Here is a 22,514-nt window from a genome sequence, read left to right on the forward strand (position 1 = left end):
TTTGAATGCCGCCAATGACCGCCGCCGACCGCCCCGCAGTACTCGTCATCACCCCCAATACCGATGTGCATCTCGATTGGATGCGTGAGCGCTACACCGTGACGGTTGCCGCCACGGCGAGTCTGCGCGCCGAGACGATCGCCGCGCGTGGTGCTGAGTTTCGCTATGTCCTCACCAATGGCACGCTGGGCCTGACGGCGGACGAGATCGCGGCCCTGCCCAACGTCAAGCTGGTCTGCACGCAGGGTGTCGGCTATGAAAACGTCGATCTCGCTGCCGCGCGTGCGGCAGGCGTGAAGGTGACGAACGGCGCGGGCACCAACGACGTCAGCGTGGCCGACCACGCGCTGGGCCTGTTGTTCGCGGTCAAACGGCGCATTCCCGAACTCGACGCGGCAACGCGCGCCGGCAAGTGGCGCGATGCGGTGGGCATCCCCCCCGCGATTTCCGGAAAACGGCTGGGCATCCTGGGCATGGGTACGATCGGCGCCTGTATCGCTCGTCGCGCCGCCGCCTTCGACATGCCGACCGGTTATCACAATCGCCGCCCCAAGGCAGATACGGATGCCCAGTATTTCGACAGCGTGCAGGCATTGGCCGAATGGGCGGATGTGCTGATCGTGGCGGTGCCCGGCGGGCAGGCGACGCATCACATGGTGAATGCGGCGGTCCTGAAGGCGCTCGGTCCGCAGGGGTACCTGATCAACATCGGCCGAGGCAGTGTGGTCGACACGCAAGCATTGGCCAACGCACTGAAGGCCGGAACGATTGCCGGCGCGGGGCTCGATGTGTATGAAGGCGAACCGCAAGCGCCCACCGTCTTGCTGGATTGTCCCAACCTCGTGCTGTCGCCCCACGTGGCGGGCTGGTCGCCTGAAGCCGTGGATGCCACGGTGAACCGGTTTCTGGATAACGTCGGTCGGCATGTGGCCGGCCAGCCGCTGGTGCATGAACTGGTTTGAGCCGGGCCCGGTCTGCGCCAGACGTGCGGGATGGCGCGATTCAAAGCGCGATGCAAAGGATTATGGCCGGGTCCGACTTATGCGCCCCGGCCCACGATGGCGCGGCCCGTTGGCCGTGCGTATGACCTGATCAGGAGTTCGATCCATGCTAGTGGTTCACCATCTCAACAATTCGCGTTCGCAGCGCATTCTGTGGCTGTTGGAAGAGCTGAATGTGCCTTACGACATCAAGCTTTATCAACGTAATCCCGAGACGCAACTGGCGCCGCCGGAATTGAAGAAAATCAGTCCGCTCGGCAAGTCGCCGGTGGTGCAAGATGGCGATCAGATCTTGATCGAGTCGGGCGCGATCATCGAAACGCTCGTGCGCAAGCATGGTGGCGGTCGGCTGGCACCGCCCGTCGATACGCCGGCATTCGACAGCTACATTCAATGGCTGCACTACGCTGAAGGATCTGCGATGTTGCCGTTGATGCTCAATCTTTACGTGGGCAAATTGAAAGATGCCGGGGCACCGTTGCATCCCCGTATCGAAAGCGAAATCGACAACCATCTCAGCTATATCGAGACGGCGCTGGCCAAACAGGATTATCTGTTGGGCGACGAATTGACGGCCGCCGATATCCAGATGAGTTTTATCGGCGAGATCGCCAGTCGTTTTGGCAAGCTGGATAAGTATCCCGCGATCGCAGGGTGGGTGAAGCGGTTTCAGGCGCGCCCGGCCTATCAAACTGCCGTAGCCAAGGGCGGGCCGTACCAGTACGCCAAGTAACCCCGCTGGCCATTGCAACGCCCTTCATGCCGCTGCTTTCAATCGGACATACGCCATGCTGCCGCTCCTGACACCGGTCAATTTCATCGCCATCGGCGTGGGGGCGGCCGTTGGCGCGTGGGCGCGTTGGTTGTTGGCGCTGCGCTTGAATGGCACCGAGGCGTGGCCCTGGGGCACGTTTGCGGCCAACCTGGCCGGCGGTTACCTGATCGGCTTGATTCTGGCGGTAATTACCCAGCACCCTGAATGGCCGACGTGGATCCGCCTCGCTGCTGTCACGGGCTTCCTGGGCGGGTTGACCACGTTTTCGACGTTTTCCGCTGAAGCGTATGCCTATATCGAGCGTGGTCAGTATGGTTTGGCGTTGGGGTACATCGCCGCCAGCGTGTGCGGCTCATTGGCGATGACCGGGCTCGGGTTGGCTACGGCAGGTTGGCTGAAATGATGCTGGCGGCGGCTTGTCCGCTCGCGACCGCCCCTTCCAGCACTGCCGGGTAGCCGGTGTCGGTCCAGTCGCCGGCCAAGGCCAGCCGTTTCCATGGCGTGGCGTTGGCGGGGCGGACCAATCCGGGCGTTGCGGCAAACGTCGCGCGCTTTTCGACGATCAATTCGGTCGATGCGATCTGCGGCATGGCCAGGCCTACGGGCAACTGCGCGCGCACTTGGTCGATCAGGCGCTGAACATGTTCAGCGCGCTCGCCATCCATCATCGTTTGCGCGGCGCTGATCACAATGGTGAGTTCGCCTAGATCGTCGCGTCCCAGAAGATGCGCGCGGTCGAATATCCACTGTCCGATGTGACCGCGTTCATGGTGCTCGATCAGCATCATCATGGGCGAGGGCAAGCGCCATGCTGTGGTCAGTCGCAGCGTAAGGGTGGCGATCGGCAGGTAGGTAAACGCATCGAGCGCCGAGATCAATGACGGATCGGCGAACGGCCGCAGCAGGCGCACCGCGGCATGTGGCGGCAGCGCGACGATCGCCGCATCGAACGGTGCGCCGTCGATCTCCACGCCGGCATCGTGCACCGCCACGCGCCGCACCGCGGTGCCGTATCGCACGTCGCAGCCTTGCGTGGCCGCGTCGGGCCACAGGGCCGACAGATCGGCGCGCGGCAGGAGCATGTCGCTGTTGGCGCGTGAGCCGGCCAGACTGTCTCGCAGCACGTGTGCAAACAGTTGCGCGCTGGCTTCGCCCACAGGCGTATTGAGTGCTGCCAGGCACAGTGGGGACCACAGCCGCTCGGTGAGATGGAGCGATTGATCGTGGGCGCACAACAGATCGGCCACCGTGGCATCGGGATCGGTGCGCCACGCGGCGCGTTTCAGCGCCGTCATCAGTCGCACGGCCTCGAATCGATCGTGCCAGCGCAGGCCGCGAGCGCTGAGCAGCGCCACGGCGGCATGCAGGGGGGCCGGCAGGCGGGGCGCGCGCAAGTGAAATTGCCCGTCCAGCGACTGCAGATTCAGGGGTAAACGCAAGAGCAGTTGCCGGTCGTCGCGACCGAGCCTGCGCATGAGCGCCAGTGTGTGGGTATAGGCGCCCAAGAGGATGTGCTGCCCGTTATCGAGGGGCAACCGGAAGGCATCCGGCGCCATCTCGTCGGGCGCGTTCGCGCTCGCTCGGGTTGCGTCGGCACCGCCATCGCTGCGCATTACCCGGCGCGCGCGGCCGCCAGGCACACGGCCGGCTTCGAAGACAGTGACTGCAACGCCGCGTTCACGCAATGCGGTTGCTGCAGCGAGGCCGGCCCAGCCCGCGCCGACGATGGCGACGGCGTGCGGGTGCGTCATCGCGACAATTTGCGGACGACGCCTTTACCGCCACCCACCCAGTTCTTCCACGCGAGCCACAGTTTGCGGATGGGCGTGAGCGAAATGCGTTGGTGCAGCACTTGCCAGTTGTCGCGCTCGATCTCTTCCAGCAGCGCGTGGTAAATGGCGGCCATCATGAGCCCGGGACGCTGGGCCCGGCGGTCCGCTTCGGGCAGGAGCAGCACGGCTTCGCGGTAGAGCTCGCGTGTGCGCTCGGTCTGCTGTTTCATCAGGGCCGTGAAGCGGTCGGAGTATTCCCCACCGATGATTTCGGACGCCTTCACCCCAAACTGCTGCATATCGTTGACCGGGATGTAGATGCGGCCCCGGCGCGCGTCATCACCCACGTCGCGGATGATGTTGGTCATCTGGAACGCGAGGCCGAGTTTCTCGGCATATTGCAGCGTGCGCGGATCGGTATAGCCGAAGACGCCGGCAGAGAGCTCGCCGACCACGCCGGCGGCGTGCCAACAGTATTTCTTCAGGCCGGGCCAGTCCAGATAGCGGGTTTGATCGAGATCCATCTCCATGCCATCGATGATGGCGTGCAGGCGTTCGCGCGTGATGTGGCAGGTTTCGAGGTGCGGTTGCAGCGCACGGGTGACGGGATGATCGGGCTTGCCGTCATACATCGCATCCACCTGCGTGCGCCACCAGGCCAGCTTGATACGTGCCACCGACGGATCGCTCACCTCATCGACCACATCGTCGACCTCGCGGCAGAACGCGTACAGCGCCGTGATCGCCAAGCGGCGCTCGGGGGGAAGGAACAAAAATGCGTAGTAGAAGCTCGAACCGCTCTTGGCGGCCTTCTCCTGGCAGTAGGCGTCAGGCGTCATATTTCACCAGCGCACGCCAGACCATCACGGACCAGTCGCGCGCTTCAAGTTGCGGGCGGTTCATAAAAACATCGTATCGGTTGGCGGCGATGCGTTCGAGGATGCGCAGACCGCCTTGCACCACCAGGCGCAATTCGAGGCCGACACGTCCGGGCAGGCGACGCGCCAGCGGAGCGCCGAAGTGTAGCAATGCCCGGGTGCGTTCGACTTCGAATGTCATCAATGCCGTCCATTCCGGCGATAGCGACCGTGCCCGCATGGCCGCCTCGGTCACGCCGAAGCGGTCCAGATCCTCCTGCGGCAGATACACACGATCCTTGCGCAGATCGATTTGTACGTCCTGCAGGAAGTTGGTCCACTGCAACCCCGTACAGATCGCGTCGGCCTGTGCCAGATTTTCGGGCGTGGCGGCGTCATGCAGGTGCAGCATGAGCCGACCGACCGGGTTGGCGGAGCGGGTGCAGTAGTCGTCCACGGCCGCCGCGGTGGCGTAGCGGTGCGTGTCGATGTCTTGTTCGAACGCCTCGAGCAGGTGGAAGAAAGGCGTGATCGGCAGTTGATGGCGCGAAATGGTCGCGGCCAGCGGCTTGAAGATCGGGGCCACCTCGGCGTCGAACCCTTGCGGGTCGCGCGGGTCGGCTGCAATGGCATGCAGCGCGACCCGGTACCGAGCCAGGCCGGCCCGGCGGATGGCCGGTGCATCGTCGCCCTCGTCGGCGATATCGTCGGCGGTACGCGCGAAACGATAGATGTCTCCCACCGCACGGCGCAGGCGCCGCGGCAGCAAAACGGAGGCGACGGGGAAGTTTTCGTAGTGATTGACGGCCATGGACGGCGGTGGAAAAGGTGGCTGTTGGAGTCCTATTTTATGCGTGCGCCGCTGGGCAGCGGATTTCCGGTCGGGTTAGACTACGATCCCCTAGGAAAAGCCACTATGCCGCGCCCGATCGTTGCCACCGTTTCCGTCCCCGCGCTCACGCACAACCTCGCTGTCGTACGCCGTCATGTCGACGCTGCTGCCGTGGCCGCAGGGGGCGAGCCGCCTTCGATCTGGGCCGTGATCAAGGCAAACGCGTACGGGCACGGTATCGAAACGGCCGTCAAGGCCTTTTCGGCCGCCCAGGGGCTGGCGATGCTGGATCTGGCCGAAGCCGTGCGATGCCGCGAGGCCGGGTGGGTCGGGCCCATCATGATGCTCGAAGGGCTGTTCGAGACGGCGGATCTGGCGCTCGCCGATCGGTATCACCTGACGTGTGCCGTGCATGACGAAAGCCAGATCGATATGCTGGCGCACGCGCATCCTTCGCGTCCGCTGGATGTTTTCCTCAAACTCAACACCGGCATGAATCGTCTCGGTTTCACCGAGGCCGCGTTTCCGGGCGCTCTGGCGCGTCTGGTGGCGCTGCAGGCGCGCGGCGTGGTTGGCCACATCGGCTGCATGACCCATTTCGCCACGGCCGATAGCGACCCGGGCATTGCTGCGCAGTATGCCGTCTTCCAACGCGCCACCGCGCAGCACGCGGGTTCGGTCAGCGTGTGCAACTCGGCGGCCACCTTGCGGCATACCGAATGTGCCGTCGGCTCGGTCGATCGGCCAAGCTGGGTGCGCCCCGGCATCTGCCTGTATGGCGCGTCGCCTTTCGCGGATGTGACCGCGGCCGAATACGGCTTGAAGCCCGCGATGACCCTCAGCTCGCGGTTGATCGGGGTGCAGCAGTTGGCGCCCGGCGCGCGCGTGGGCTACGGCGCCACCTTTGCGGCCGAGCGCGACATGCGCATCGGCGTGGTGGCGTGCGGTTATGCCGACGGTTATCCGCGTCACGCCGGCACCGGTACGCCGATCGAGGTGGCCGGCGCGCGCACCCGCGTCGTGGGCCGGGTGTCGATGGACATGCTGACTGTCGACCTGACCGATGTGCCCCAGGCCACGGTTGGGAGTAAGGTCGTGCTTTGGGGGGAGGGTGGACCGTCGGTCGACGACGTGGCCACCGCCGCCGGCACGATAGGCTATGAGTTGCTGTGCGCGGTCGCCCGGCGTGTGCCGACGAACGTGCATTACTAAGCAGTTCCCAGGAGCGGTTCATGAAAGACAAATGTGTGCTCATCACAGGCGCCACGAAAGGCATCGGCTGGGCGCTTGCGCGCAAGCTGGCCGACCAGGGCTGTCATGTCGTGGGCATCGCGCGCAACACGGGCGACGTCGATTTTCCGGGCTACCTCTACACCTGCGATCTTGCCGATGCCGGTCGTACCGAAGATACCTTGCGTGAGATACGCGAGCGTTTCCCGGTCGACGCCATCGTCAATAACGTGGGGCTGGTGGGGGCGCAACCGCTGGGCGAGGTCGACTTGACCACGCTTTTCAACGTGCTCGATCTCAACGTGCGCGTGGCGGTGCAAACCGTTCAGGCGTTCGTCGAGAGCATGAAGACGCGCCGCGAGGGCCGCATCGTCAACGTGGTCAGCCGCGTGATCGAGGGCGGTTTCGAGCGCACCAGCTATTCGGCGGCCAAAAGCGCGCTGGTGGGCTGCACCCGCACGTGGGCGCTCGAGCTGGCCGAGTACGGCATCACGGTCAACGCCGTGGCGCCGGGTCCCATCGAGACCGAACTCTTCCGCCAGGGCCATCCCATCGGCAGCGATGCCGAGAAGCGGGCGCTGGGCTCGATTCCGATGAGCCGGCTGGGGTCGCCAGCCGAGGTGGCGCATGCCATCGCCTTCCTGCTGTCCGACGAAGCCGGTTTCATCACGGGCCAGGTCCTTGGGGTGGACGGCGGCGGCAGTTTGGGCGGTCGCGCTTGACGGCCGGGCGATAATTGCCGGATGGCTAAACCGAAAACTCAGTTCGTCTGCTCCGAATGCGGCGGCATCAGCGCCAAGTGGCAGGGCAAGTGCCCCCATTGCAGCGCGTGGAATACCCTCGAAGAAACCGTCGAGTCGCCGGCCACTACGGGCGGGGCGCATCGCTTTGCACCGCTGGCGGCGTCCAGTCCGGTGCGCCGCCTCGACGAGATCGAGCCGCGCGAATCGCCGCGCCAGCCCACCGGCATCGACGAGTTCGATCGCGTGCTGGGCGGTGGCCTGGTGCCCGGCTCGGTGGTGCTGATCGGGGGCGATCCCGGTATCGGCAAGTCCACGTTGCTGCTGCAGGCGCTTGCATCGCTGGCCGAGCAGGTCGACGTGCTGTACGTGACGGGTGAAGAGTCGGCCGAACAGGTTGCCCTGCGCGCTCGCCGCCTGGGCGTGCCCACCGCCAACGTCAATCTGCTGGCGGAGATCCGCCTCGAGGCCATCCAGAACGCGGTCAATGAGCAAAAGCCGGCCGTGGCGGTGATCGATTCGATTCAAACCGTCTATAGCGGCGCGTTGACGGCGGCGCCTGGTTCGGTGTCGCAGGTGCGCGAGTGTGCCGCGCAACTGACACGCCTGGCCAAGCAGACCGGGATCGCCATCGTGATGATCGGCCACGTGACCAAGGACGGCACATTGGCCGGGCCACGCGTGCTCGAGCACATCGTCGACACGGTGCTGTATTTTGAAGGCGATACCCACTCCTCTTTCCGTCTGGTGCGGGCATTCAAGAACCGCTTCGGCGCGGTCAACGAGCTGGGCGTGTTTGCAATGACCGATCGCGGCTTGCGCGGCGTCTCCAACCCCTCGGCGATGTTTCTCTCGCAGCACGAGCAGCAGGTGCCGGGCTCCTGCGTGATGACCACGCAGGAGGGCACGCGTCCACTGCTGGTCGAAATTCAGGCGTTGGTGGATAGTTCCCACGGGCCCAACCCCAAGCGCCTGACCGTTGGCCTGGAAGGCAATCGCCTGGCGATGCTGCTGGCGGTCATGCACCGCCACGCCGGCGTGGTGACCTACGACCAGGACGTTTTCGTGAATGCCGTGGGCGGCGTGCGCATTACCGAACCCGCGGCCGATCTGCCCGTGTTGCTCGCCATCATGTCGTCATTGCGCGACCGGCCGTTGCCGCGCGGATTGATGGCGTTCGGCGAAATCGGCCTGGCGGGTGAAATCCGTCCCGCGCCGCGCGGTCAGGAGCGTTTGCGCGAAGCGGCCAAACTGGGCTTCAGTATCGCGCTCATCCCGAAAGCCAACGCGCCCAAGCAGCCCATCGACGGCATGGAAATCTGGGCGGTCGATCGGCTCGACGCGGCCCTGGAGCGACTGAAGTAATGCGCGCGACATGACACTCTTCATCGTGCTGGGCTGCCTGGCCAGCGGGGCGTTGATCGGCTTTCTGGGCGGGCTGCTCGGCATCGGCGGCGGCCTGATCGCCATCCCGGCGCTTGCGCTGATCCTGGGCATGCCGCAGCAACTGGCGCAGGGCACATCGCTGATTCTGGTGTTGCCGACGATTCTCCTGGCCGTGCGCAAGTACAGCCAGCACAGCCAGATCGACTGGGGCGTGGCTGCTGCGGGCGCCTTGTCGGCCATTGCGTTCACCTGGGTGGGGGCGCGTCTGGCGCTGGGCATCGACTCGTCCGTGCTGCGGCGCAGTTTTGCCGTATTCCTCTTCTTCATCGCCGCGTTTTATGTGTGGCAAACGTGGCAGATCGGCCGGCGTGCCAAGCGTGCGGCGGCTCGGCATTCCGACGTCACGCCCAGCGAAGCGGCCACCCTGACCTTCGCTCAGGAAACCCAACGCGCAGCCGATGCCGCTGCCGCCGTCGCAAGTGTGGCCGCGCCTGCAGCTGTCGCACCGCGCCTGACGCGGAGCCGCGGCGCTGTGCTCGGCGTTGTGGCAGGCACGATCGGCGGCTTCTTCGGTGTGGGCGGGGCAATTCTCGCGGTGCCGATTCTGACGGTGGGCTTCAAGCTTTCTCAAATCAACGCGCAGGCGCTTGCGTTGTCGATGATTATTCCCGGGTCGGCGATTGCGCTGGGCACCTACACGTGGGCCGGTCAGGCCAATTGGACGGTTGGCGTGCCGCTCGCCGTGGGAAGTCTGCTTTTCGTCCCCTCCGGCGTCAAGCTGGCGCGTCGATTGCCCGAGCGCCGTTTGCGCGGCTGTTTCGCAGTCATGCTGTTCGCAACGGTGGCGTTGTTGGTCTTCGAAGGGTAACGACTGCGTGCTGCATCGGGTCAGTGATCTGTCCTGAGGCGGCCTCAACCATGCGGATGCCGCCTCACGAAATCCTCTACCGAACCGGCTTATTTTGCATAAACCAGATCGCGCAACCCCAACGACAAGGCCGGCCAGTAGGTGATCGCCATCAGGCACACGATCACCACGCCGACGAACGGCACCAGGGGTTTGATCAGGCGTTCGAGCGGAAGTTTGGCGACCGAGCACGCGGCAAACAGGTTGACGCCGAAGGGGGGCGTGATCATGCCCAGCGCCAGATTGACGACCATGATGATGCCGAAGTGCACGGGCTCGATGCCAAACGCGACCGCCACCGGCAGCAGCAATGGCGCGAGCACAACGATCGAAGCCGATGTCTCGATGAACATGCCGATCACGAAGAGTGCCGCGTTGATCCCGAGGAGGAACGTGAACTTGTCGCTGAATACAGTACCGAGCCACTGGCCCAGGGCGTCCGGTATCCCTGCGCGATTCAGCAGAAAGCTGAACACGCCGGCGTTCGCAATCACAAACATGATGACTGCAGTCGACACCACGGAACGGTGAATGGCGGCGCGCAAGCTGGTGAATGTCAGGCGCCGGTAGACGAACACGCCCACCAGAACCGCATAGAACACGGCAACGACCGAAGCTTCAGTGGGGGTGAAGATGCCGCCATAAATACCGCCGAGAATAATGACCGGCATCAGCAGTGCCAGCCATGCGCGGCGCAGTGAGGCGAGCATGGGCAACCGCCCTTCGCCGTCCTGCTTGCCCAAGCCGTGACGTTTGGCGTAGTTCCAGACATAGAGCATCAGCGCGAAGCCGATGATCAGGCCCGGGATGACACCCGCGATGAACAGTTCGCCCACCGACGTCTCTGTGGATACCGCAAAGAGAATCATCGGGATGGACGGTGGGATGATCACGCCCAACTCGGCCGCGGTGGCCTGCAGCGATGCGGCAAACGGGGCAGGATAGCCATGCCTGATCATGGCAGGAATAAGAATGGCACCGACCGCAAATGTGGTGGCTACGCTGGATCCTGCCACCGCGGCGAAGATCATGCAGGTGAGCACGCAGGTGCAGGCCAGGCCGCCCTGTACGCCGCCCACGACGCTTTTGGCGAAGTCGACCATCCGTTCGGAGATGCCACCCGACTCCATCAGATTACCGGCAAGGATGAAGAAGGGCACGGCAACCAGGGGATACTTATCCAGGGCGGCAAAAATCTGCTGTGCCATCACCAACCAGGGCATGTTGGTGGTGCCGATGCCCGCCATGCTGGCCAGACCGATCGCCACCGCCACCGGTACCGACAGTCCGAAAAAAATAATCATCGAAAGGATCATTAACTGCGACATGTTTGCCTCAACGCGGGTCGCCGGGATGCATGATCCCGTGCGCTATCAATCGGTATCGGGCATCAGCCCTGTGCGTCGTTTCGAACGGCGGGCGGTTCGTCGCCACCCAACCAGCGGGCCAGCACTGCGATGGCTGCCAACCCCGCGCCGATCGGAATCGCCACGTAGATCCACGAGATCGATATGTCCAGACTGGGCACGTTCTGAAATCGCACCCGCCACGTCATCGCGCCGCCGATCCAAGCCAGAAAGCACAGGAAGCTGAAGCAAATGAGCGCGATCAGGCCCTCCAGGGCCCGAACGGCACGGCCTTTCAAGCTATTGCGCAGTAATTCGACGCTGATCATCGCGCCCTCCCGAAAGGCCAGCGCCAGCCCCAGCAGAACCGCCCAGATCAAAAGCGCCCGCGTGGACACTTCACTCCAATCGGACGGGGTGTGCAGCACGAAGCGCGCGATCACCTGATAAAAGGCGGCGAAGGCCGACGCGACCAAGGCAAGCTGCGCCATGGCCGAAACAAGTTTGAAAAGGATGCGATCGGCAAGGTGAAAAAAAGGCATCGTTAAATCCTTGAGCATGAGCCGGCCTCGAGAGGCCGCTACGCTGAATTCCAAAAAGCGCTGGGCGATGGTCTGCTGCCTGATGCCGACGGCACAGGCGTGCACGGCATCAGGGGAGCGAGCAGCGGCGCCGGCTGTCTGGTTACTTCGTGTCGCGGATGGACTGGATCAGCGCCTTGTCGAACTTTTTGTAATACTCCGGATAGGCAGGCTCGACGGCTTTAGCGAACGCGTCACGATCGACTTCGGTGACCTGCATGCCTTCCTTTTTCAACTGTTCGACGCCGTTGATCTCGATCGCGTCCACATAGTCGCGCATGGCACGAGCGGAATCCTTGCCGGCCTGCTGGAACGCTGCCTTTTCTTTGTCGGATAGTCCGTCATAGACGCTGGGCGACATCAGCACAAGGGCGGGTCCGTATACATGACCGGTCAACGACAGGTACTTCTGGATCTGTGACAGCTTCGCCGATGTGATGACCGACAAGGGATTCTCCTGCCCGTCGATCGTGCCCTGCTGCAGTGCAGTCGCGACTTCCGGCCAGGCCATTGGCGTGGGCAGAATGCCGATCTGACGGAAGGCGGCGATATGGATCGGATTTTCGGTCGTGCGGATCTTCAAGCCCTTGGCATCCGCAGGGGTCGCTACCGGTCGGACATTATTGGTCAAATGCCGAAACCCTTGTTCGCCCCACGCCAGGGCGATCAGACCGCGCTTGGGGAATTTGGCGAGCATATTCTGCCCGGTGGGGCCGTCGAGCACGGCACGTGCGTGAGGCAGATCCCGCAACAGGAAGGGGATGTCGAACACACCGGTCTCGGGAACGAAGTTCAGCGTGGCACCCGTGGAAACAATTGCGAGGTCGATCGTGCCGAGCTGCAGGCCTTCGATCACCTCGCGTTCTCCACCGAGCGCGCTATTGGCAAACTGCTGAACCTTGTATTTACCGGCGGATGAGTTCTCCAGCGATTTGGCAAATGCATTGCCCCCCGCGCCATAGTGGGAACTTGTCGACAGCGCATAGGCCATACGTAGTGTCGATTGCGCTTGGGCAGGTGCCGCGGCGGTCAAGGCGACGGCGGTTGTCACGGCGGCCAGAAGTGGGCGCATGGCCCAGGTCTTGATCATTATGTCTCTCCGTATGTGCGTTATTGATTCAGCGATGCACGCGCGTGGCGTTGCATTGGCGATGTCTGTGCGATCTACGCCGCGCGAGAATGATAACGGCATTTCTTTCCTATCGATGGTTTTCGTTACTATTCCCACATGACTTCCACTTCAGCACTACCTCGCAGCGCCTCGCGCTCGCCAGAAGCGCGTCCTGGCGCGGCTTGGCGCATGGGTTTACGCATGTTGTGGCGCGACGCACGCGCCGGCGAACTGCGCTTGCTCGTGCTGGCGCTCATCGTGGCGGTGGCGGCCGTCACGAGCGTGGGCTTCCTGGCCGATCGGGTGGCGCGTGCGCTGGAACGCGACGCGGGCCAGATGCTGGGCGCCGACCTGAAGCTCGATGGCGATGCGCCCGTGGCGGCCAATGTCATCGCCGCTGCGCGCGACCGGGGTTTGTCGACCTCGCCCACGATCCGTTTCCCCTCAATGGCCAATGCGGGCGACAACGCCCAGTTGGTGGCGGTGAAGGCCGTGGAGCCCGGCTACCCTTTGCGCGGCAATTTGCGCGTTGCGCGGGTGCCTTACGGCCCGGAAGAAACCACGCGCGACGTGCCGGCACCCGGCGCGGTGTGGGTGGATGCGCAACTGCTTGCGCTGTTGGGCGTGAATGTGGGCGACACGATCAACCTGGGCGACAGCCACCTGCGGATCGATCGCATCGTGACCTACGAACCCGATCGCGGCATGCAATTCGTCAACGTGGCGCCGCGCGCGCTCATGAACGCGGCCGATCTGGCGGCCAGCGGGCTGGTGGGGCCGCTCAGCCGTGTCGATTACGACTTGCTGGTGGCCGGCGAACCGGATGCCGTCAAAGACTACACCCAGTGGCTGTCGTCCAATCTGCAACGCGGCCAGCGCATCGATACGCTCGAGTCCGGCCGACCGGAAGTCCGCCGCGCGCTGGATCGCGCGCAACGATTCCTGTCGCTGGTGGCCCTGTTGGCTGTGTTGATCTCGGCCGTGGCCGTCGCCCTGGCGGCTCGCCGCTTCATGCTGCGCCACCGCGACGGCATCGCGGTGATGCGCTGCCTGGGCGCCCAGCAGTCGCTCGTGAGCCGGATGCTGACCATGGAGTTCACCCTGGTGGGGCTCGCAGCCTCGGCCGTGGGATGCCTGGTGGGTTTGGGCGTGCATCACGCCCTGGTGGCGGCGCTGGCACAGTTGATCGACACCACGCTGCCCAGTCCTTCGGCCATCCCCGCCGTGCAAGGCGTGGTGGTGGGCGTGTGGCTGCTGTTGGGTTTTGCCTTGCCGTCGCTTGCGCAGTTGCGCCATATCCCGCCGGCGCGAGTGCTGCGGCGCGATGCGGAAGGCTTGCGAGCGCGCAGTGCGTTGGGCTACGGCATCGGTGCTGCCGGATTTGCATTGCTGATCTGGTGGTTCGCAGGCGACGCGCGCTTGGGCGCGGTTGTGGCGGGCGGCTTTTTGGGCGCGTTTGCCGTGTTTGCCGGTGTGGCGATGCTGTGCATCCTGTTGTTGGATCGGGTACGCAGCCGCGCCAATGGCTACCCGGCCGTACGCTTCGCATTGGCGGGCATCGTGCGCCGCAGGGCCGCCACGATCACGCAGGTGTGCGCACTGGCGATCGGCTTGATGGCCTTGTTGTTGCTCGCGATGACGCGGACCGATCTGATCGACGGCTGGCAACGCACGCTGCCGGTTGATGCCCCGAATCGGTTCTTGATCAATATCCAGCCCGAGCAACGTAGTGCCGTGGACGAGGCCTTGCATCGCGCCGGCCTCACGCAGGTTGAGCTGGCGCCGATGGTGCGTGGACGCCTGATCGAGATCAATGGTGTGGCGGCCGATCCTGCAAGATACGACACGCCCCGTGCCAAACGCCTCGTCGACCGCGAATTCAATCTGTCCTATCGCGATTCGGTGCCGTCGTATAACCGCATCGATGCGGGCCGCCCGCTCGATCCGAAGGCCAACGAAGTGTCGATGGAGTCGGGCATTGCCGAAACGCTGGGCCTCAAACTCGGCGACAGCTTGACGTTCGATGTGGCGGGCCAACCCGTCAAGGTGGCGATCACCAGCTTGCGCACGGTCGATTGGGACACGATGCGGGTGAATTTCTTCGCGATCATGTCGCCGGCCGCGTTGGAGAAAACGCCGCAAAGCTGGATCACGTCGTTCTATCTGCCGCCTGAGAAGACCAACGTGTTGCCCACGCTGGTCAAGCAATTCCCCAATCTGACCGTGTTCGACGTGGGTGCCATCCTGGCGCAATTGCAATCGGTGCTCAATCAGGTCGTGCAAGCGGTGCAGTTGCTGTTCCTGTTTACGCTTGCCGCCGGCATTCTGGTGCTGTCCGCCGCGCTGACGGCCACGCGCGACGAGCGGGTACGCGAGTCGGCGGTGTTGCGGGCCCTGGGGGCCACACGCCCCCAACTGAGCCGTGCCCAGCGGGTGGAACTGCTGGCGGTGGGGGCACTGGCAGGCTTGCTTGCCGCCGGTGGTGCCCAAGGTATTGCGTGGGCGTTGTCGCACTTTGTGTTTGATTTTGCGTTCGCCTTCCGGCTTTGGCCGTGGGCAATCGGCGTGGCCGTCGGCATGTTCGGCGCCTGGGCCGGTGGGGCGCTGGCATTGCGCGGGGTATTGCGCACGCCGCCGCTCGTCACTTTGCGGGAGTCGGTATGACCCATGAAAGCACGGTCGATGCCGTGTTCACACCCATCGATCATGCGCGCAGCGCATTCGATCAGTTGGGCGGTGAACCCGGTGTGCGGCAACTTGTCGAGCGCTTCTACGATCTGATGGACATGGAACCCGATCTGGCGGCCTTGCGCGCCGCGCATGGGCCCAGCCTGGATCAGGCGCGCGAACGGTTGTTCCTGTTTCTGTGCGGCTACCTGGGTGGGCCGGATCTGTATGTGCAGCAGTTCGGCCATCCGCGCTTGCGTGCCCGGCATTTGCCATTCGCCATCGGCGAAGCCGAGCGCGACCAGTGGGTAGTGTGCATGGGGCGGGCCATGGCTGATGTGGGGGTGTCGGCCGCCTTGTCGGACCGCTTGCTGCAAGCCTTCTATGGCACGGCCGACTGGATGCGCAATCGTGCCGGTTGAGGCTTTGGAAACCGCAACGGTCCTTGCGCGGGTCGAGTGGGCCGACAGCGGGCAGGGCGCAGGCGCCATGTTGTACGACCCCCGCAGCCTGCCCGAGCCGGGGCCGCAGTGGCTGTTGCCCGGCACGTATGGCGAACGTGCGCGTCCCGTGGCTGTAGGCGGGCGGCAGTCGGCCTGGTTTGTGGACGGCGCCTTCGGTGCGGGCGTGTTGCGCGGCTATCGGCGGGGCGGTCTGGCCGCGCGCGTGAGCCGTCAGAGCTACTTGTGGCAGGGCGAAGCGCGCACCCGCAGCGTCGCAGAGGTGCGGTTGCTGGCGCAACTGCGAGCGGCTGGTGTGCGGGTGCCGGCACCGATCGCGGGCGGCTATTGGCGCACCGGCATGACCTACCGTGCGGCCATCCTCATTGCGCGCATCCCTGGGGTGCACACCCTTACCGAACGCGTGCTGGCCGGGCCGCTCTCCCACCGTGTGGCCCATGCCGTCGGGACCGCGATTGCCGATATGCACCGTGCCGGTGTGTGGCACGCCGATCTCAATGCCTTCAATATTTTGTTGGACGAGCAGGGCGATGCCTGGCTCATCGATTTCGATCGCGGCCGGTATGGGGCTGTGGCGCCCAACGAGCGGCGCAACAACCTGCTGCGTTTGCGCCGGTCGCTCGACAAGGTGGCAGGGCCGGCCGGAATCGCGGCCTGGGAAGGCATAGATGCGGCTTATCGCACAGCCTGGGATTCCCACCACTGACCTCCGCGCTTAAAAGGCTTTATCATTTTGCCTTTTCGGCCTGTGCGGGTGCGCCGCGCCGGCTTCCATAGCGTTATGGCACGTCAAAGCGAGGGGGGATTGCGATGAATACCGTAAACAATCTGGGGCGCGTTCTGGGAATGGCCGTGTTGGCCACTGCCGCATCGACGGCAATGGCCCAAAGCAAGGTCGTCAACGTCTACAACTGGGCCGAATATACGGCGCCCGACACGATCTCCGGATTCGAGAAGGAATCCGGCATCAAAGTGCGCTACGACGTTTTCGACAGCAACGATACGCTGCAAGCGCGGTTGCTTACCGGCAAGTCCGGCTACGACGTGGTGGTGCCGTCCACGCATTATGCTGCGCGGCAGATCGAGGCCGGCCTGTTCCAGAAGCTGGATAAATCCAAGATCCCCAACCTCGCCAACCTCGACCCCGAGATCATGAAGCTCGTGGCCACGGTCGACCCCGGCAACGAATACGCCGTGCCCTGGGGCTACGGCACCAACGGCCTGGGCTACAACATCACCAAGGCGCGGGCCGCACTCGGTTCCGACGCGGATCTCGGCTCGTGGGACATGCTGTTCAAGCCGGAAAACGCCGCCAAGTTGCAAAGCTGTGGCATTTCGATGCTGGATGAGGCCGCGCAGGTCTTCCCGGCAGTGCTGCATTATCTGGGCAAAGATCCCAACAGCAGCAATACCAGCGACTATAAAGACGCGCTCGAGGTGCTGAAAAAGATTCGGCCGTATATCCGTCAGTTCAGTTCGTCGGGCTACATCGACGAGTTGGCCGGCGGCGACCTGTGCATGGTCTATGGCTTTTCAGGTGACGTCATGATCGCGCGCAGCCGTGCGCAGCAAGCCAAACAGCCTTTTGATGTGAATTACTTCATTCCCAAGGGCGGCGCGCCGGCGTGGTTCGATGTGATGGTGGTGCCGAAAGACGCGCCCAATCCCGCCAATGCGATGGCGTTCATCAACTACATCGAAACGCCGAAGGTGCACGCGGCCATCACCAACACGATGTTCTACCCCAACGCGAACAAGGAAGCGCGCAAGTTCGTGAACAAGGACGTCGCCGATAACCCGATGATCTATCCCCCGGCCGATGTGGCCAAAACCCTTTACGTGATCAAGCCGCAACCCTTGCCGGTGCAGCGGTTGCAGACGCGTATGTGGGCTGAATTGAAGTCTGGACGATAAGCAATATGAACGATAGCCGTCACCCGGCTCAGCAGGCGGCCGATCCGGCCGAGTTTGTCCGCGTATCCGATGTGGTCAAGATTTTTGGCGACACGGTCGCGGTCCGCTCGGTCAATCTGTCCGTGCGCCGCAATGAAATCTTTGCTTTGCTGGGCAGTTCCGGTTGCGGCAAATCGACCCTGCTGCGCATGCTGGCCGGGTTCGAGGAAGTCACATCGGGGCAGATCCTGCTCGACGGTGAAGACATCACGGACGTGCCGCCTTATCGGCGGCCGGTCAACATGATGTTCCAGTCCTATGCGTTGTTTCCGCACATGTCGGTCGAGGCCAACGTGGCTTTCGGTTTGAAGCAGGAAGGCGTGCCGGCCGCGGAAATCCACGATCGCGTGTTCGAGGCGCTCGACCTGGTGCAGATGGCGGGCTACTCGCGCCGCAAGCCGCAGCAGTTGTCGGGTGGCCAGCAACAGCGCGTGGCCCTGGCGCGCAGTCTGGTCAAGCGCCCCAAGCTGCTGCTGCTCGACGAACCGATGTCGGCGCTCGACAAGCAGATCCGTCAAAAAACGCAGATCGAACTCGTGCGTATCCTCGAGCAGGTGGGCGTGACCTGCATGCTTGTCACGCACGATCAGGAAGAGGCCATGACGATGGCGCATCGCCTGGCTGTGATGACCGACGGCCAGATCGTGCAGTGCGGCACGCCGCAGGATGTGTATGCGTTTCCCAATAGCCGTTTCGTGGCCGGATTCATCGGATCCACGAATCTCTTCACGGGCACGATCGTCGTCGACGAACCCGATCGCGTGGCCATCGAGTCCGACGATCTGCACCGGCCGTTGCTCGTCAATCACGGTGTGAGCGAGCCCCTGGGCATGCAGGTGCATGTCTCGATCCGGCCCGAGCGCGTCGTGGTCACGCGCACACCGCCCACCGCCGCGCACAATTGGGGCCACGGCATCGTGAGCCACATGGCCTGGATGGGCAGCTACGCGCTGTATCAGATTCGACTGGACGCCGGCAAAGTCGTTGAGGCCAGCATCCCAAGTCTGCAGCTCGCGCAAACCGATGCACCCGGTATCGATGAAGAAGTCTTCGTGTCGTGGGATGCGGATAGCGCAACGGTGCTGGCGTCATGACGCAATGGTCGTGGCGGCGCCTGGTGCCCTCGCAGCGCACCCTGGCCATCGTGCCGCCGTTCGTCTGGCTTGCGCTGTTCTTGCTGGTGCCGTTTTTACTGGTGCTCAAGATCAGTTTCGCCGATCTCAACTTCGGCATTCCACCGTACACCCCGCTGGCCACGTTCGAGAACGAAACGCTGGGCCTGAGTATCCATCTCACCGGCTACATCCGGCTCTTCACGGATAGTCTTTATCTGGCGACGTATCTGAATTCGGTCAAGATGGCGCTCATCACCACGGTGTTCTGCGTGCTGATCGGCTATCCGATGGCGTACTACATCGCGCGGTCGTCGCCGCGCGTGCGCAATCTGCTGATGCTGGCCGTGATCCTGCCGTTCTGGACGTCGCTGCTGCTGCGCGTGTATGCCTGGGTGGGCCTGCTGCGCAACGACGGCTTGCTCAACAAATTCCTGCTCTCGCTGGGCATCATCAGCAGCCCGCTGGAAATCTATCGCACCGATCTGGCCGTGTACATCGGCATGGTCTACGCGTATCTGCCGTTTTTCATCCTGCCGCTTTACGCCAACCTCGTCAAAATGGATCTGCGTCTGCTCGAAGCCGCCTACGATCTGGGCGCGCGGCCGTGGCAGGCGTTCTGGCGCATCACCATCCCGTTGTCGCGTCCGGGCATCATCGCTGGCGCCATGCTGGTATTCATCCCGGCGGTAGGTGAGTACGTGATTCCCGAGTTGCTCGGCGGCGCCGATACCCTGATGATGGGCCGCGTGATGTGGAACGAGTTTTTCAACAATGCCGACTGGCCCATGGCCGCGGCGGTAACGTGCGTGATGGTGATGTTGTTGCTCGTGCCGCTGGCGCTATTCCAATACAACCAGGTCAAGACCATCGAGCATGGCGCAAAGGGGCGGGCATGAAGGGGCCTGACAAAAGATTGCGTGCGCTCGCGCTGGGCGTCGGGTTTCTGTTCCTGTATGTGCCCATCATCAGCCTGATCGTGTTCTCGTTCAACGAGTCGCCCCTGGTCACGAAGTGGTCCGGCTTTTCGTTGCGCTGGTATATCGCGCTCTTCAACGACAATGCCTTGCTCAATGCCGCCTGGCTGTCGTTTCGCATCGCCGGGTTAACGGCCACTGCGGCAGTGATCATCGGCACGTGGGTGGGGTATGTGCTGGCGCGCATGGGCCGCTTTCGCGGCTTTACTGTCTACATCGGCATGATCAGTGCGCCGCTGGTGATCCCGGAGGTGGTGCTCGGGATTTCGCTGCTGATTCTGTTCGTGGAGATGCGGGGCGCGTTGGGCTGGCCGGCGGAAAACGGCATGTTCACCATCTGGATCGGGCACACCACGCTTTGCATGGCGTATGTGGCCGTCATCATTCAGTCGCGGATCCACGATCTCGATCGTTCGCTCGAAGAGGCCGCGCTCGATCTGGGCGCGACGCCGCTGAAGGTGTTCTTCGCCATCACGCTGCCGTTGATCGCGCCGGCGCTGGCGGCCGCGTGGCTCCTGGCGTTCACGCTGTCGCTGGATGACGTGATCATTGCGTCGTTCCTCTCCGGACCGGGCTTCACCACGTTGCCCATGGAGGTGTTTTCACGCGTGCGTCTGGGTCTGCGGCCCGAGGTCAATGCCCTGGCAACGCTCTTCATCCTGGTGGTCGGCGCATGCGTGATCGCCGCCAACCGCTGGCAAAACCGCAAAGGACCCGCAACATCATGACCCGCACCACCCTGTATGGCCTGAAGCAATGCAGCACCTGCGTGAAGGCCCGCGAATGGCTCAAGGCGCACAATGTCGAGCATGATTTCATCGACTATCGCGACGCCCCCGTCGCGCCCGCGACGCTCAAGGCATGGGCCGAGTCGTTGGGCGGTTGGGAGAAGCTGGTCAATCGGGCATCGATGACGTGGCGCAATCTGGACGACAGCCGCAAAACCCCGGCCGACGATGCTGCCTGGTTGGCGCTGATCGCCGAATTTCCCGCCATCGTGCGCCGGCCGGTGACCGTTGCCACCAATGGCGAGGTGGGCGTGGGCTTCCATGAAAAACGTTATGCCGAGCGTTTTGCCTGACGCGATCGTGAATGCTGTCGCCATGGCCGCGATGCCATGACGATGTTGCCCGATCACTTCTTCGATCGTGATGCCGCGCTGGTGGCGCAGGCACTGCTGGGCAAAGTCATCCGTCGACGCTGGAACGGACTGTGGCTGGCGGCACGTATCATCGAAACTGAAGCCTATTATCTGGACGATCGCGGCAGTCATGCCTCGTTGGGCTACACGCACAAGCGCCGGGCGCTCTTCATGCCCGGCGGTACCATCTACATGTACTACGCGCGCGGCGGCGATTCGCTCAACTTCAGCGCGGGCGGCGAGGGCAATGCCGTGCTGATCAAGTCGGCCTATCCCTGGACCGATGCGCAGTCCGGCCCCGATGCGTTGGCGGCAATGTTGGCGCTCAACCCGGATTCGCAAGGACAGCCGCGCGCGCTGGGCCGGCTATGTGCCGGTCAAACCTTGCTCTGCAAAGCGCTCGCGTTGAAAGTGCCCGACTGGGATGCGCGTGGCTTCGACGCAGCGCACCTCTATGTGGACGACGTGGGGGCGCATCCGACGCGTCTCGTACAGACCACGCGTTTGGGGATTCCCACGGGGCGAGACGAGCATTTGCATTATCGTTTCGTGGATGCGGAATACGCGCGTTACAGCACCCGCAATCCGTTACGGCGAGGTCAGCGCAAAAATGTTCATTTCGTCTGGATCGACGGCGCCGCACCAGCGTGATTGGCGGGCGTGGCGTGCGTCTGACTCGACAGTCTCGGATCGCTTCGGCGCCGTGGAATCAAACGATGTGAATGGCTTCAATCGGGCTGATCGGACGCCGCGCCCGGCGCGGAGCGCTCGGCGCGCGTGCCGGCGTCCCGATGCAGCTTCAGCGCATTGACCCGCGGCGCAACGAGCGGTGCCGCGGCGTCAGGTTCGGGCAATGCTTCAATGCGTTCACGATAGTCGCCGTACAGCCGGTTGAGCTTGGCGACAGACCGTTCATATTTGCGCATCAGTTGATTTCGATTCAGGCGCTTGCTCCAGGTATACACGGGAAGCGCCTGTTTACAGCCGAAGCCATCGATCAAAAACAAACCGTGTTTGCCGTGAGCATTCCAGCCGTACGCGATATTTGCAGGGCTCACCTCATTCAACACCACGTGCGCATCGCAAAGCGCCTCGAAAAACACGTCCAACTGGGCTTTCAGCGTCGCATTCCACCCGCCGGCCTTCGCAATCGACGCCACCGTAGGCGCCAGCCCGCCATCGGCATCGATAATCTTCTCGACCATCAGGCCCAGGCCATCCGTGGTGTCGATCAGGCCCAGTACGCGCGCGATCGGCACGCGACCATCGGCACCGCGCTGCGCCGAACCGGCGATATATTCGTTGAGCTCGTCCATATACACGCGATAGATACTGTCGCGCTGGAACTGCTTGTACCATCTACGCACGCGCCGCTTTTTCAAATAAGCGGCATAGTTTTCGACGTTGATGACCTTCACGAGCAATGCCGGATTGACCGGGTGTTCGTAAATATGGCGTTCGCTGCCGGAGGCGATTCGATGTGCGCGCTGCAAGTCGATCCGGTCGAACACATTGGGTGTGTGGACGGATGCGAAACGTGCGGGGCGGTTGTCTCGCGCTACTTTGGCGGGATGGGCTGACATGGTTTTGAGTGTCTCTCTGCTGTCGAGTGTAGGGGCGACATTTCCCAAAACAGACGAAATGGCTGGCGGCACGCTCGAAAGC

At 63.4% G+C, this 22,514-nt stretch carries 23 protein-coding genes; 16 read left to right on the forward strand and 7 right to left on the reverse strand.

From position 1 onward, the window contains the following. The first annotated feature begins 14 nt into the window (after positions 1–14). From EYW45_RS10660 to crcB, 3 genes are all read left to right on the forward strand, one after another. Positions 15–962, forward strand: coding sequence for a 2-hydroxyacid dehydrogenase (locus EYW45_RS10660; protein ID WP_202444651.1), 948 nt, complete (start codon positions 15–17; stop codon positions 960–962). Between the two features lie 145 nt (positions 963–1,107). Then, positions 1,108–1,734, forward strand: coding sequence for a glutathione S-transferase family protein (locus EYW45_RS10665; protein ID WP_161135318.1), 627 nt, complete (start codon positions 1,108–1,110; stop codon positions 1,732–1,734). A gap of 55 nt (positions 1,735–1,789) precedes the next feature. Continuing rightward, a complete protein-coding gene (gene crcB / locus EYW45_RS10670; protein WP_161135319.1) occupies positions 1,790–2,179 on the forward strand; it encodes a fluoride efflux transporter CrcB in 390 nt (129 codons plus the stop codon). Here crcB and hpnE read toward each other — a convergent pair. From hpnE to hpnC, 3 genes are read right to left on the reverse strand one after another with little or no spacing between them, the layout of a single operon-like run. Next, positions 2,157–3,527 (reverse strand): hydroxysqualene dehydroxylase HpnE, encoded by a 1,371-nt coding sequence (hpnE, locus tag EYW45_RS10675; RefSeq protein WP_161135320.1) that lies wholly within the window; start codon positions 3,525–3,527, stop codon positions 2,157–2,159. The two genes, crcB and hpnE, sit on opposite strands and share 23 nt — an antisense overlap. Next, a complete protein-coding gene (hpnD, locus tag EYW45_RS10680; RefSeq protein ID WP_161135321.1) occupies positions 3,524–4,387 on the reverse strand; it encodes a presqualene diphosphate synthase HpnD in 864 nt (287 codons plus the stop codon). The genes hpnE and hpnD overlap by 4 nt, the downstream gene beginning before the upstream one ends. Then, a complete protein-coding gene (gene hpnC, locus EYW45_RS10685; protein ID WP_161135322.1) occupies positions 4,377–5,216 on the reverse strand; it encodes a squalene synthase HpnC in 840 nt (279 codons plus the stop codon). The genes hpnD and hpnC overlap by 11 nt, the downstream gene beginning before the upstream one ends. Before the next feature lie 105 nt (positions 5,217–5,321). On the opposite strand from hpnC, the gene alr reads away from it, so the two are divergent. Genes alr through EYW45_RS10705 form a run of 4 tightly spaced genes read left to right on the forward strand, consistent with a single transcriptional unit; the run spans position 5,322 to position 9,461 of the window. Beyond that, positions 5,322–6,449: an alanine racemase gene (gene alr, locus EYW45_RS10690; protein WP_161135323.1), complete on the forward strand. Its 1,128-nt coding sequence runs from the start codon at positions 5,322–5,324 to the stop codon at positions 6,447–6,449. Positions 6,450–6,469: 20 nt separating this feature from the next. Beyond that, the gene (locus EYW45_RS10695; RefSeq protein ID WP_161135324.1) at positions 6,470–7,189 is read left to right on the forward strand and encodes an SDR family oxidoreductase; all 720 of its coding nucleotides are present in this window, start codon (positions 6,470–6,472) and stop codon (positions 7,187–7,189) included. 21 nt (positions 7,190–7,210) lie between these two features. After that, positions 7,211–8,572, forward strand: coding sequence for a DNA repair protein RadA (gene radA, locus EYW45_RS10700; protein ID WP_161135325.1), 1,362 nt, complete (start codon positions 7,211–7,213; stop codon positions 8,570–8,572). A gap of 10 nt (positions 8,573–8,582) precedes the next feature. Continuing rightward, entirely contained in the window at positions 8,583–9,461 is an 879-nt protein-coding gene (locus tag EYW45_RS10705) for a sulfite exporter TauE/SafE family protein (protein ID WP_161135326.1), read from the forward strand. An 89-nt stretch (positions 9,462–9,550) separates the two neighbouring features. Here the strand turns inward: EYW45_RS10705 and EYW45_RS10710 are convergent, their stop codons facing one another. The 3 genes from EYW45_RS10710 to EYW45_RS10720 all read right to left on the reverse strand — a co-directional run bounded on the left by EYW45_RS10710 (position 9,551) and on the right by EYW45_RS10720 (position 12,517). Continuing rightward, positions 9,551–10,828 carry a TRAP transporter large permease gene (locus tag EYW45_RS10710; protein WP_161135327.1) on the reverse strand — a complete coding sequence of 426 codons (1,278 nt, stop codon included), beginning with the start codon at positions 10,826–10,828 and terminating at the stop codon, positions 9,551–9,553. 62 nt (positions 10,829–10,890) lie between these two features. Beyond that, positions 10,891–11,388 (reverse strand): TRAP transporter small permease, encoded by a 498-nt coding sequence (locus EYW45_RS10715; RefSeq protein WP_161135328.1) that lies wholly within the window; start codon positions 11,386–11,388, stop codon positions 10,891–10,893. A 142-nt stretch (positions 11,389–11,530) separates the two neighbouring features. After that, on the reverse strand, positions 11,531–12,517 hold the full coding sequence (locus EYW45_RS10720; protein ID WP_161135438.1) for a TRAP transporter substrate-binding protein: 987 nt from the start codon (positions 12,515–12,517) through the stop codon (positions 11,531–11,533). A 210-nt stretch (positions 12,518–12,727) separates the two neighbouring features. Here EYW45_RS10720 and EYW45_RS10725 point away from each other — a divergent pair, with 210 nt between their 5' ends. From EYW45_RS10725 to EYW45_RS10765, 9 genes are all read left to right on the forward strand, one after another. Further along, positions 12,728–15,202 (forward strand): ABC transporter permease, encoded by a 2,475-nt coding sequence (locus tag EYW45_RS10725; protein WP_235938981.1) that lies wholly within the window; start codon positions 12,728–12,730, stop codon positions 15,200–15,202. Next, the gene (locus tag EYW45_RS10730) at positions 15,199–15,627 is read left to right on the forward strand and encodes a group II truncated hemoglobin (RefSeq protein WP_161135329.1); all 429 of its coding nucleotides are present in this window, start codon (positions 15,199–15,201) and stop codon (positions 15,625–15,627) included. The genes EYW45_RS10725 and EYW45_RS10730 overlap by 4 nt, the downstream gene beginning before the upstream one ends. Positions 15,628–15,631: 4 nt before the next feature. Then, a complete protein-coding gene (locus tag EYW45_RS10735; RefSeq protein ID WP_268894274.1) occupies positions 15,632–16,372 on the forward strand; it encodes a 3-deoxy-D-manno-octulosonic acid kinase in 741 nt (246 codons plus the stop codon). Positions 16,373–16,476: 104 nt separating this feature from the next. After that, positions 16,477–17,580 (forward strand): polyamine ABC transporter substrate-binding protein, encoded by a 1,104-nt coding sequence (locus EYW45_RS10740; protein ID WP_161135331.1) that lies wholly within the window; start codon positions 16,477–16,479, stop codon positions 17,578–17,580. A gap of 5 nt (positions 17,581–17,585) precedes the next feature. Next, complete coding sequence (locus EYW45_RS10745) at positions 17,586–18,713, forward strand: ABC transporter ATP-binding protein (protein WP_161135332.1); 1,128 nt, start codon at positions 17,586–17,588, stop codon at positions 18,711–18,713. Beyond that, complete coding sequence (locus tag EYW45_RS10750) at positions 18,710–19,630, forward strand: ABC transporter permease subunit (protein WP_161135333.1); 921 nt, start codon at positions 18,710–18,712, stop codon at positions 19,628–19,630. The genes EYW45_RS10745 and EYW45_RS10750 overlap by 4 nt, the downstream gene beginning before the upstream one ends. Next, positions 19,627–20,436 (forward strand): ABC transporter permease subunit, encoded by an 810-nt coding sequence (locus EYW45_RS10755; protein WP_161135334.1) that lies wholly within the window; start codon positions 19,627–19,629, stop codon positions 20,434–20,436. The genes EYW45_RS10750 and EYW45_RS10755 overlap by 4 nt, the downstream gene beginning before the upstream one ends. After that, a complete protein-coding gene (locus EYW45_RS10760) occupies positions 20,433–20,789 on the forward strand; it encodes a Spx/MgsR family RNA polymerase-binding regulatory protein (RefSeq protein WP_161135335.1) in 357 nt (118 codons plus the stop codon). Before EYW45_RS10755 ends, EYW45_RS10760 begins: the two co-directional genes overlap by 4 nt. Before the next feature lie 42 nt (positions 20,790–20,831). Beyond that, positions 20,832–21,500 (forward strand): DNA-3-methyladenine glycosylase, encoded by a 669-nt coding sequence (locus tag EYW45_RS10765; RefSeq protein ID WP_161135440.1) that lies wholly within the window; start codon positions 20,832–20,834, stop codon positions 21,498–21,500. A gap of 77 nt (positions 21,501–21,577) precedes the next feature. On the opposite strand, the gene EYW45_RS10770 is transcribed toward EYW45_RS10765, so the two are convergent. Further along, complete coding sequence (locus EYW45_RS10770) at positions 21,578–22,432, reverse strand: YrbL family protein (RefSeq protein ID WP_161135336.1); 855 nt, start codon at positions 22,430–22,432, stop codon at positions 21,578–21,580. Positions 22,433–22,514 lie beyond the last annotated feature (82 nt).

Origin of the sequence: Schauerella aestuarii, assembly GCF_009866805.1 — a bacterium.
In the GTDB taxonomy this organism is placed as follows: Bacteria; Pseudomonadota; Gammaproteobacteria; order Burkholderiales; family Burkholderiaceae_B; genus Schauerella; species Schauerella aestuarii.

Coding starts and splice junctions, on each gene's coding strand:
- EYW45_RS10660 (WP_202444651.1), top strand. CDS start 15: ATGACCGCCGCCGACCGCCCCGCAGTACTCGTCATCACCCCCAATACC.
- EYW45_RS10665 (WP_161135318.1), top strand. CDS start 1,108: ATGCTAGTGGTTCACCATCTCAACAATTCGCGTTCGCAGCGCATTCTG.
- crcB (WP_161135319.1), top strand. CDS start 1,790: ATGCTGCCGCTCCTGACACCGGTCAATTTCATCGCCATCGGCGTGGGG.
- hpnE (WP_161135320.1), bottom strand. CDS start 3,527: ATGACGCACCCGCACGCCGTCGCCATCGTCGGCGCGGGCTGGGCCGGC.
- hpnD (WP_161135321.1), bottom strand. CDS start 4,387: ATGACGCCTGACGCCTACTGCCAGGAGAAGGCCGCCAAGAGCGGTTCG.
- hpnC (WP_161135322.1), bottom strand. CDS start 5,216: ATGGCCGTCAATCACTACGAAAACTTCCCCGTCGCCTCCGTTTTGCTG.
- alr (WP_161135323.1), top strand. CDS start 5,322: ATGCCGCGCCCGATCGTTGCCACCGTTTCCGTCCCCGCGCTCACGCAC.
- EYW45_RS10695 (WP_161135324.1), top strand. CDS start 6,470: ATGAAAGACAAATGTGTGCTCATCACAGGCGCCACGAAAGGCATCGGC.
- radA (WP_161135325.1), top strand. CDS start 7,211: ATGGCTAAACCGAAAACTCAGTTCGTCTGCTCCGAATGCGGCGGCATC.
- EYW45_RS10705 (WP_161135326.1), top strand. CDS start 8,583: ATGACACTCTTCATCGTGCTGGGCTGCCTGGCCAGCGGGGCGTTGATC.
- EYW45_RS10710 (WP_161135327.1), bottom strand. CDS start 10,828: ATGTCGCAGTTAATGATCCTTTCGATGATTATTTTTTTCGGACTGTCG.
- EYW45_RS10715 (WP_161135328.1), bottom strand. CDS start 11,388: ATGCCTTTTTTTCACCTTGCCGATCGCATCCTTTTCAAACTTGTTTCG.
- EYW45_RS10720 (WP_161135438.1), bottom strand. CDS start 12,517: ATGATCAAGACCTGGGCCATGCGCCCACTTCTGGCCGCCGTGACAACC.
- EYW45_RS10725 (WP_235938981.1), top strand. CDS start 12,728: ATGGGTTTACGCATGTTGTGGCGCGACGCACGCGCCGGCGAACTGCGC.
- EYW45_RS10730 (WP_161135329.1), top strand. CDS start 15,199: ATGACCCATGAAAGCACGGTCGATGCCGTGTTCACACCCATCGATCAT.
- EYW45_RS10740 (WP_161135331.1), top strand. CDS start 16,477: ATGAATACCGTAAACAATCTGGGGCGCGTTCTGGGAATGGCCGTGTTG.
- EYW45_RS10745 (WP_161135332.1), top strand. CDS start 17,586: ATGAACGATAGCCGTCACCCGGCTCAGCAGGCGGCCGATCCGGCCGAG.
- EYW45_RS10750 (WP_161135333.1), top strand. CDS start 18,710: ATGACGCAATGGTCGTGGCGGCGCCTGGTGCCCTCGCAGCGCACCCTG.
- EYW45_RS10755 (WP_161135334.1), top strand. CDS start 19,627: ATGAAGGGGCCTGACAAAAGATTGCGTGCGCTCGCGCTGGGCGTCGGG.
- EYW45_RS10760 (WP_161135335.1), top strand. CDS start 20,433: ATGACCCGCACCACCCTGTATGGCCTGAAGCAATGCAGCACCTGCGTG.
- EYW45_RS10765 (WP_161135440.1), top strand. CDS start 20,832: ATGTTGCCCGATCACTTCTTCGATCGTGATGCCGCGCTGGTGGCGCAG.
- EYW45_RS10770 (WP_161135336.1), bottom strand. CDS start 22,432: ATGTCAGCCCATCCCGCCAAAGTAGCGCGAGACAACCGCCCCGCACGT.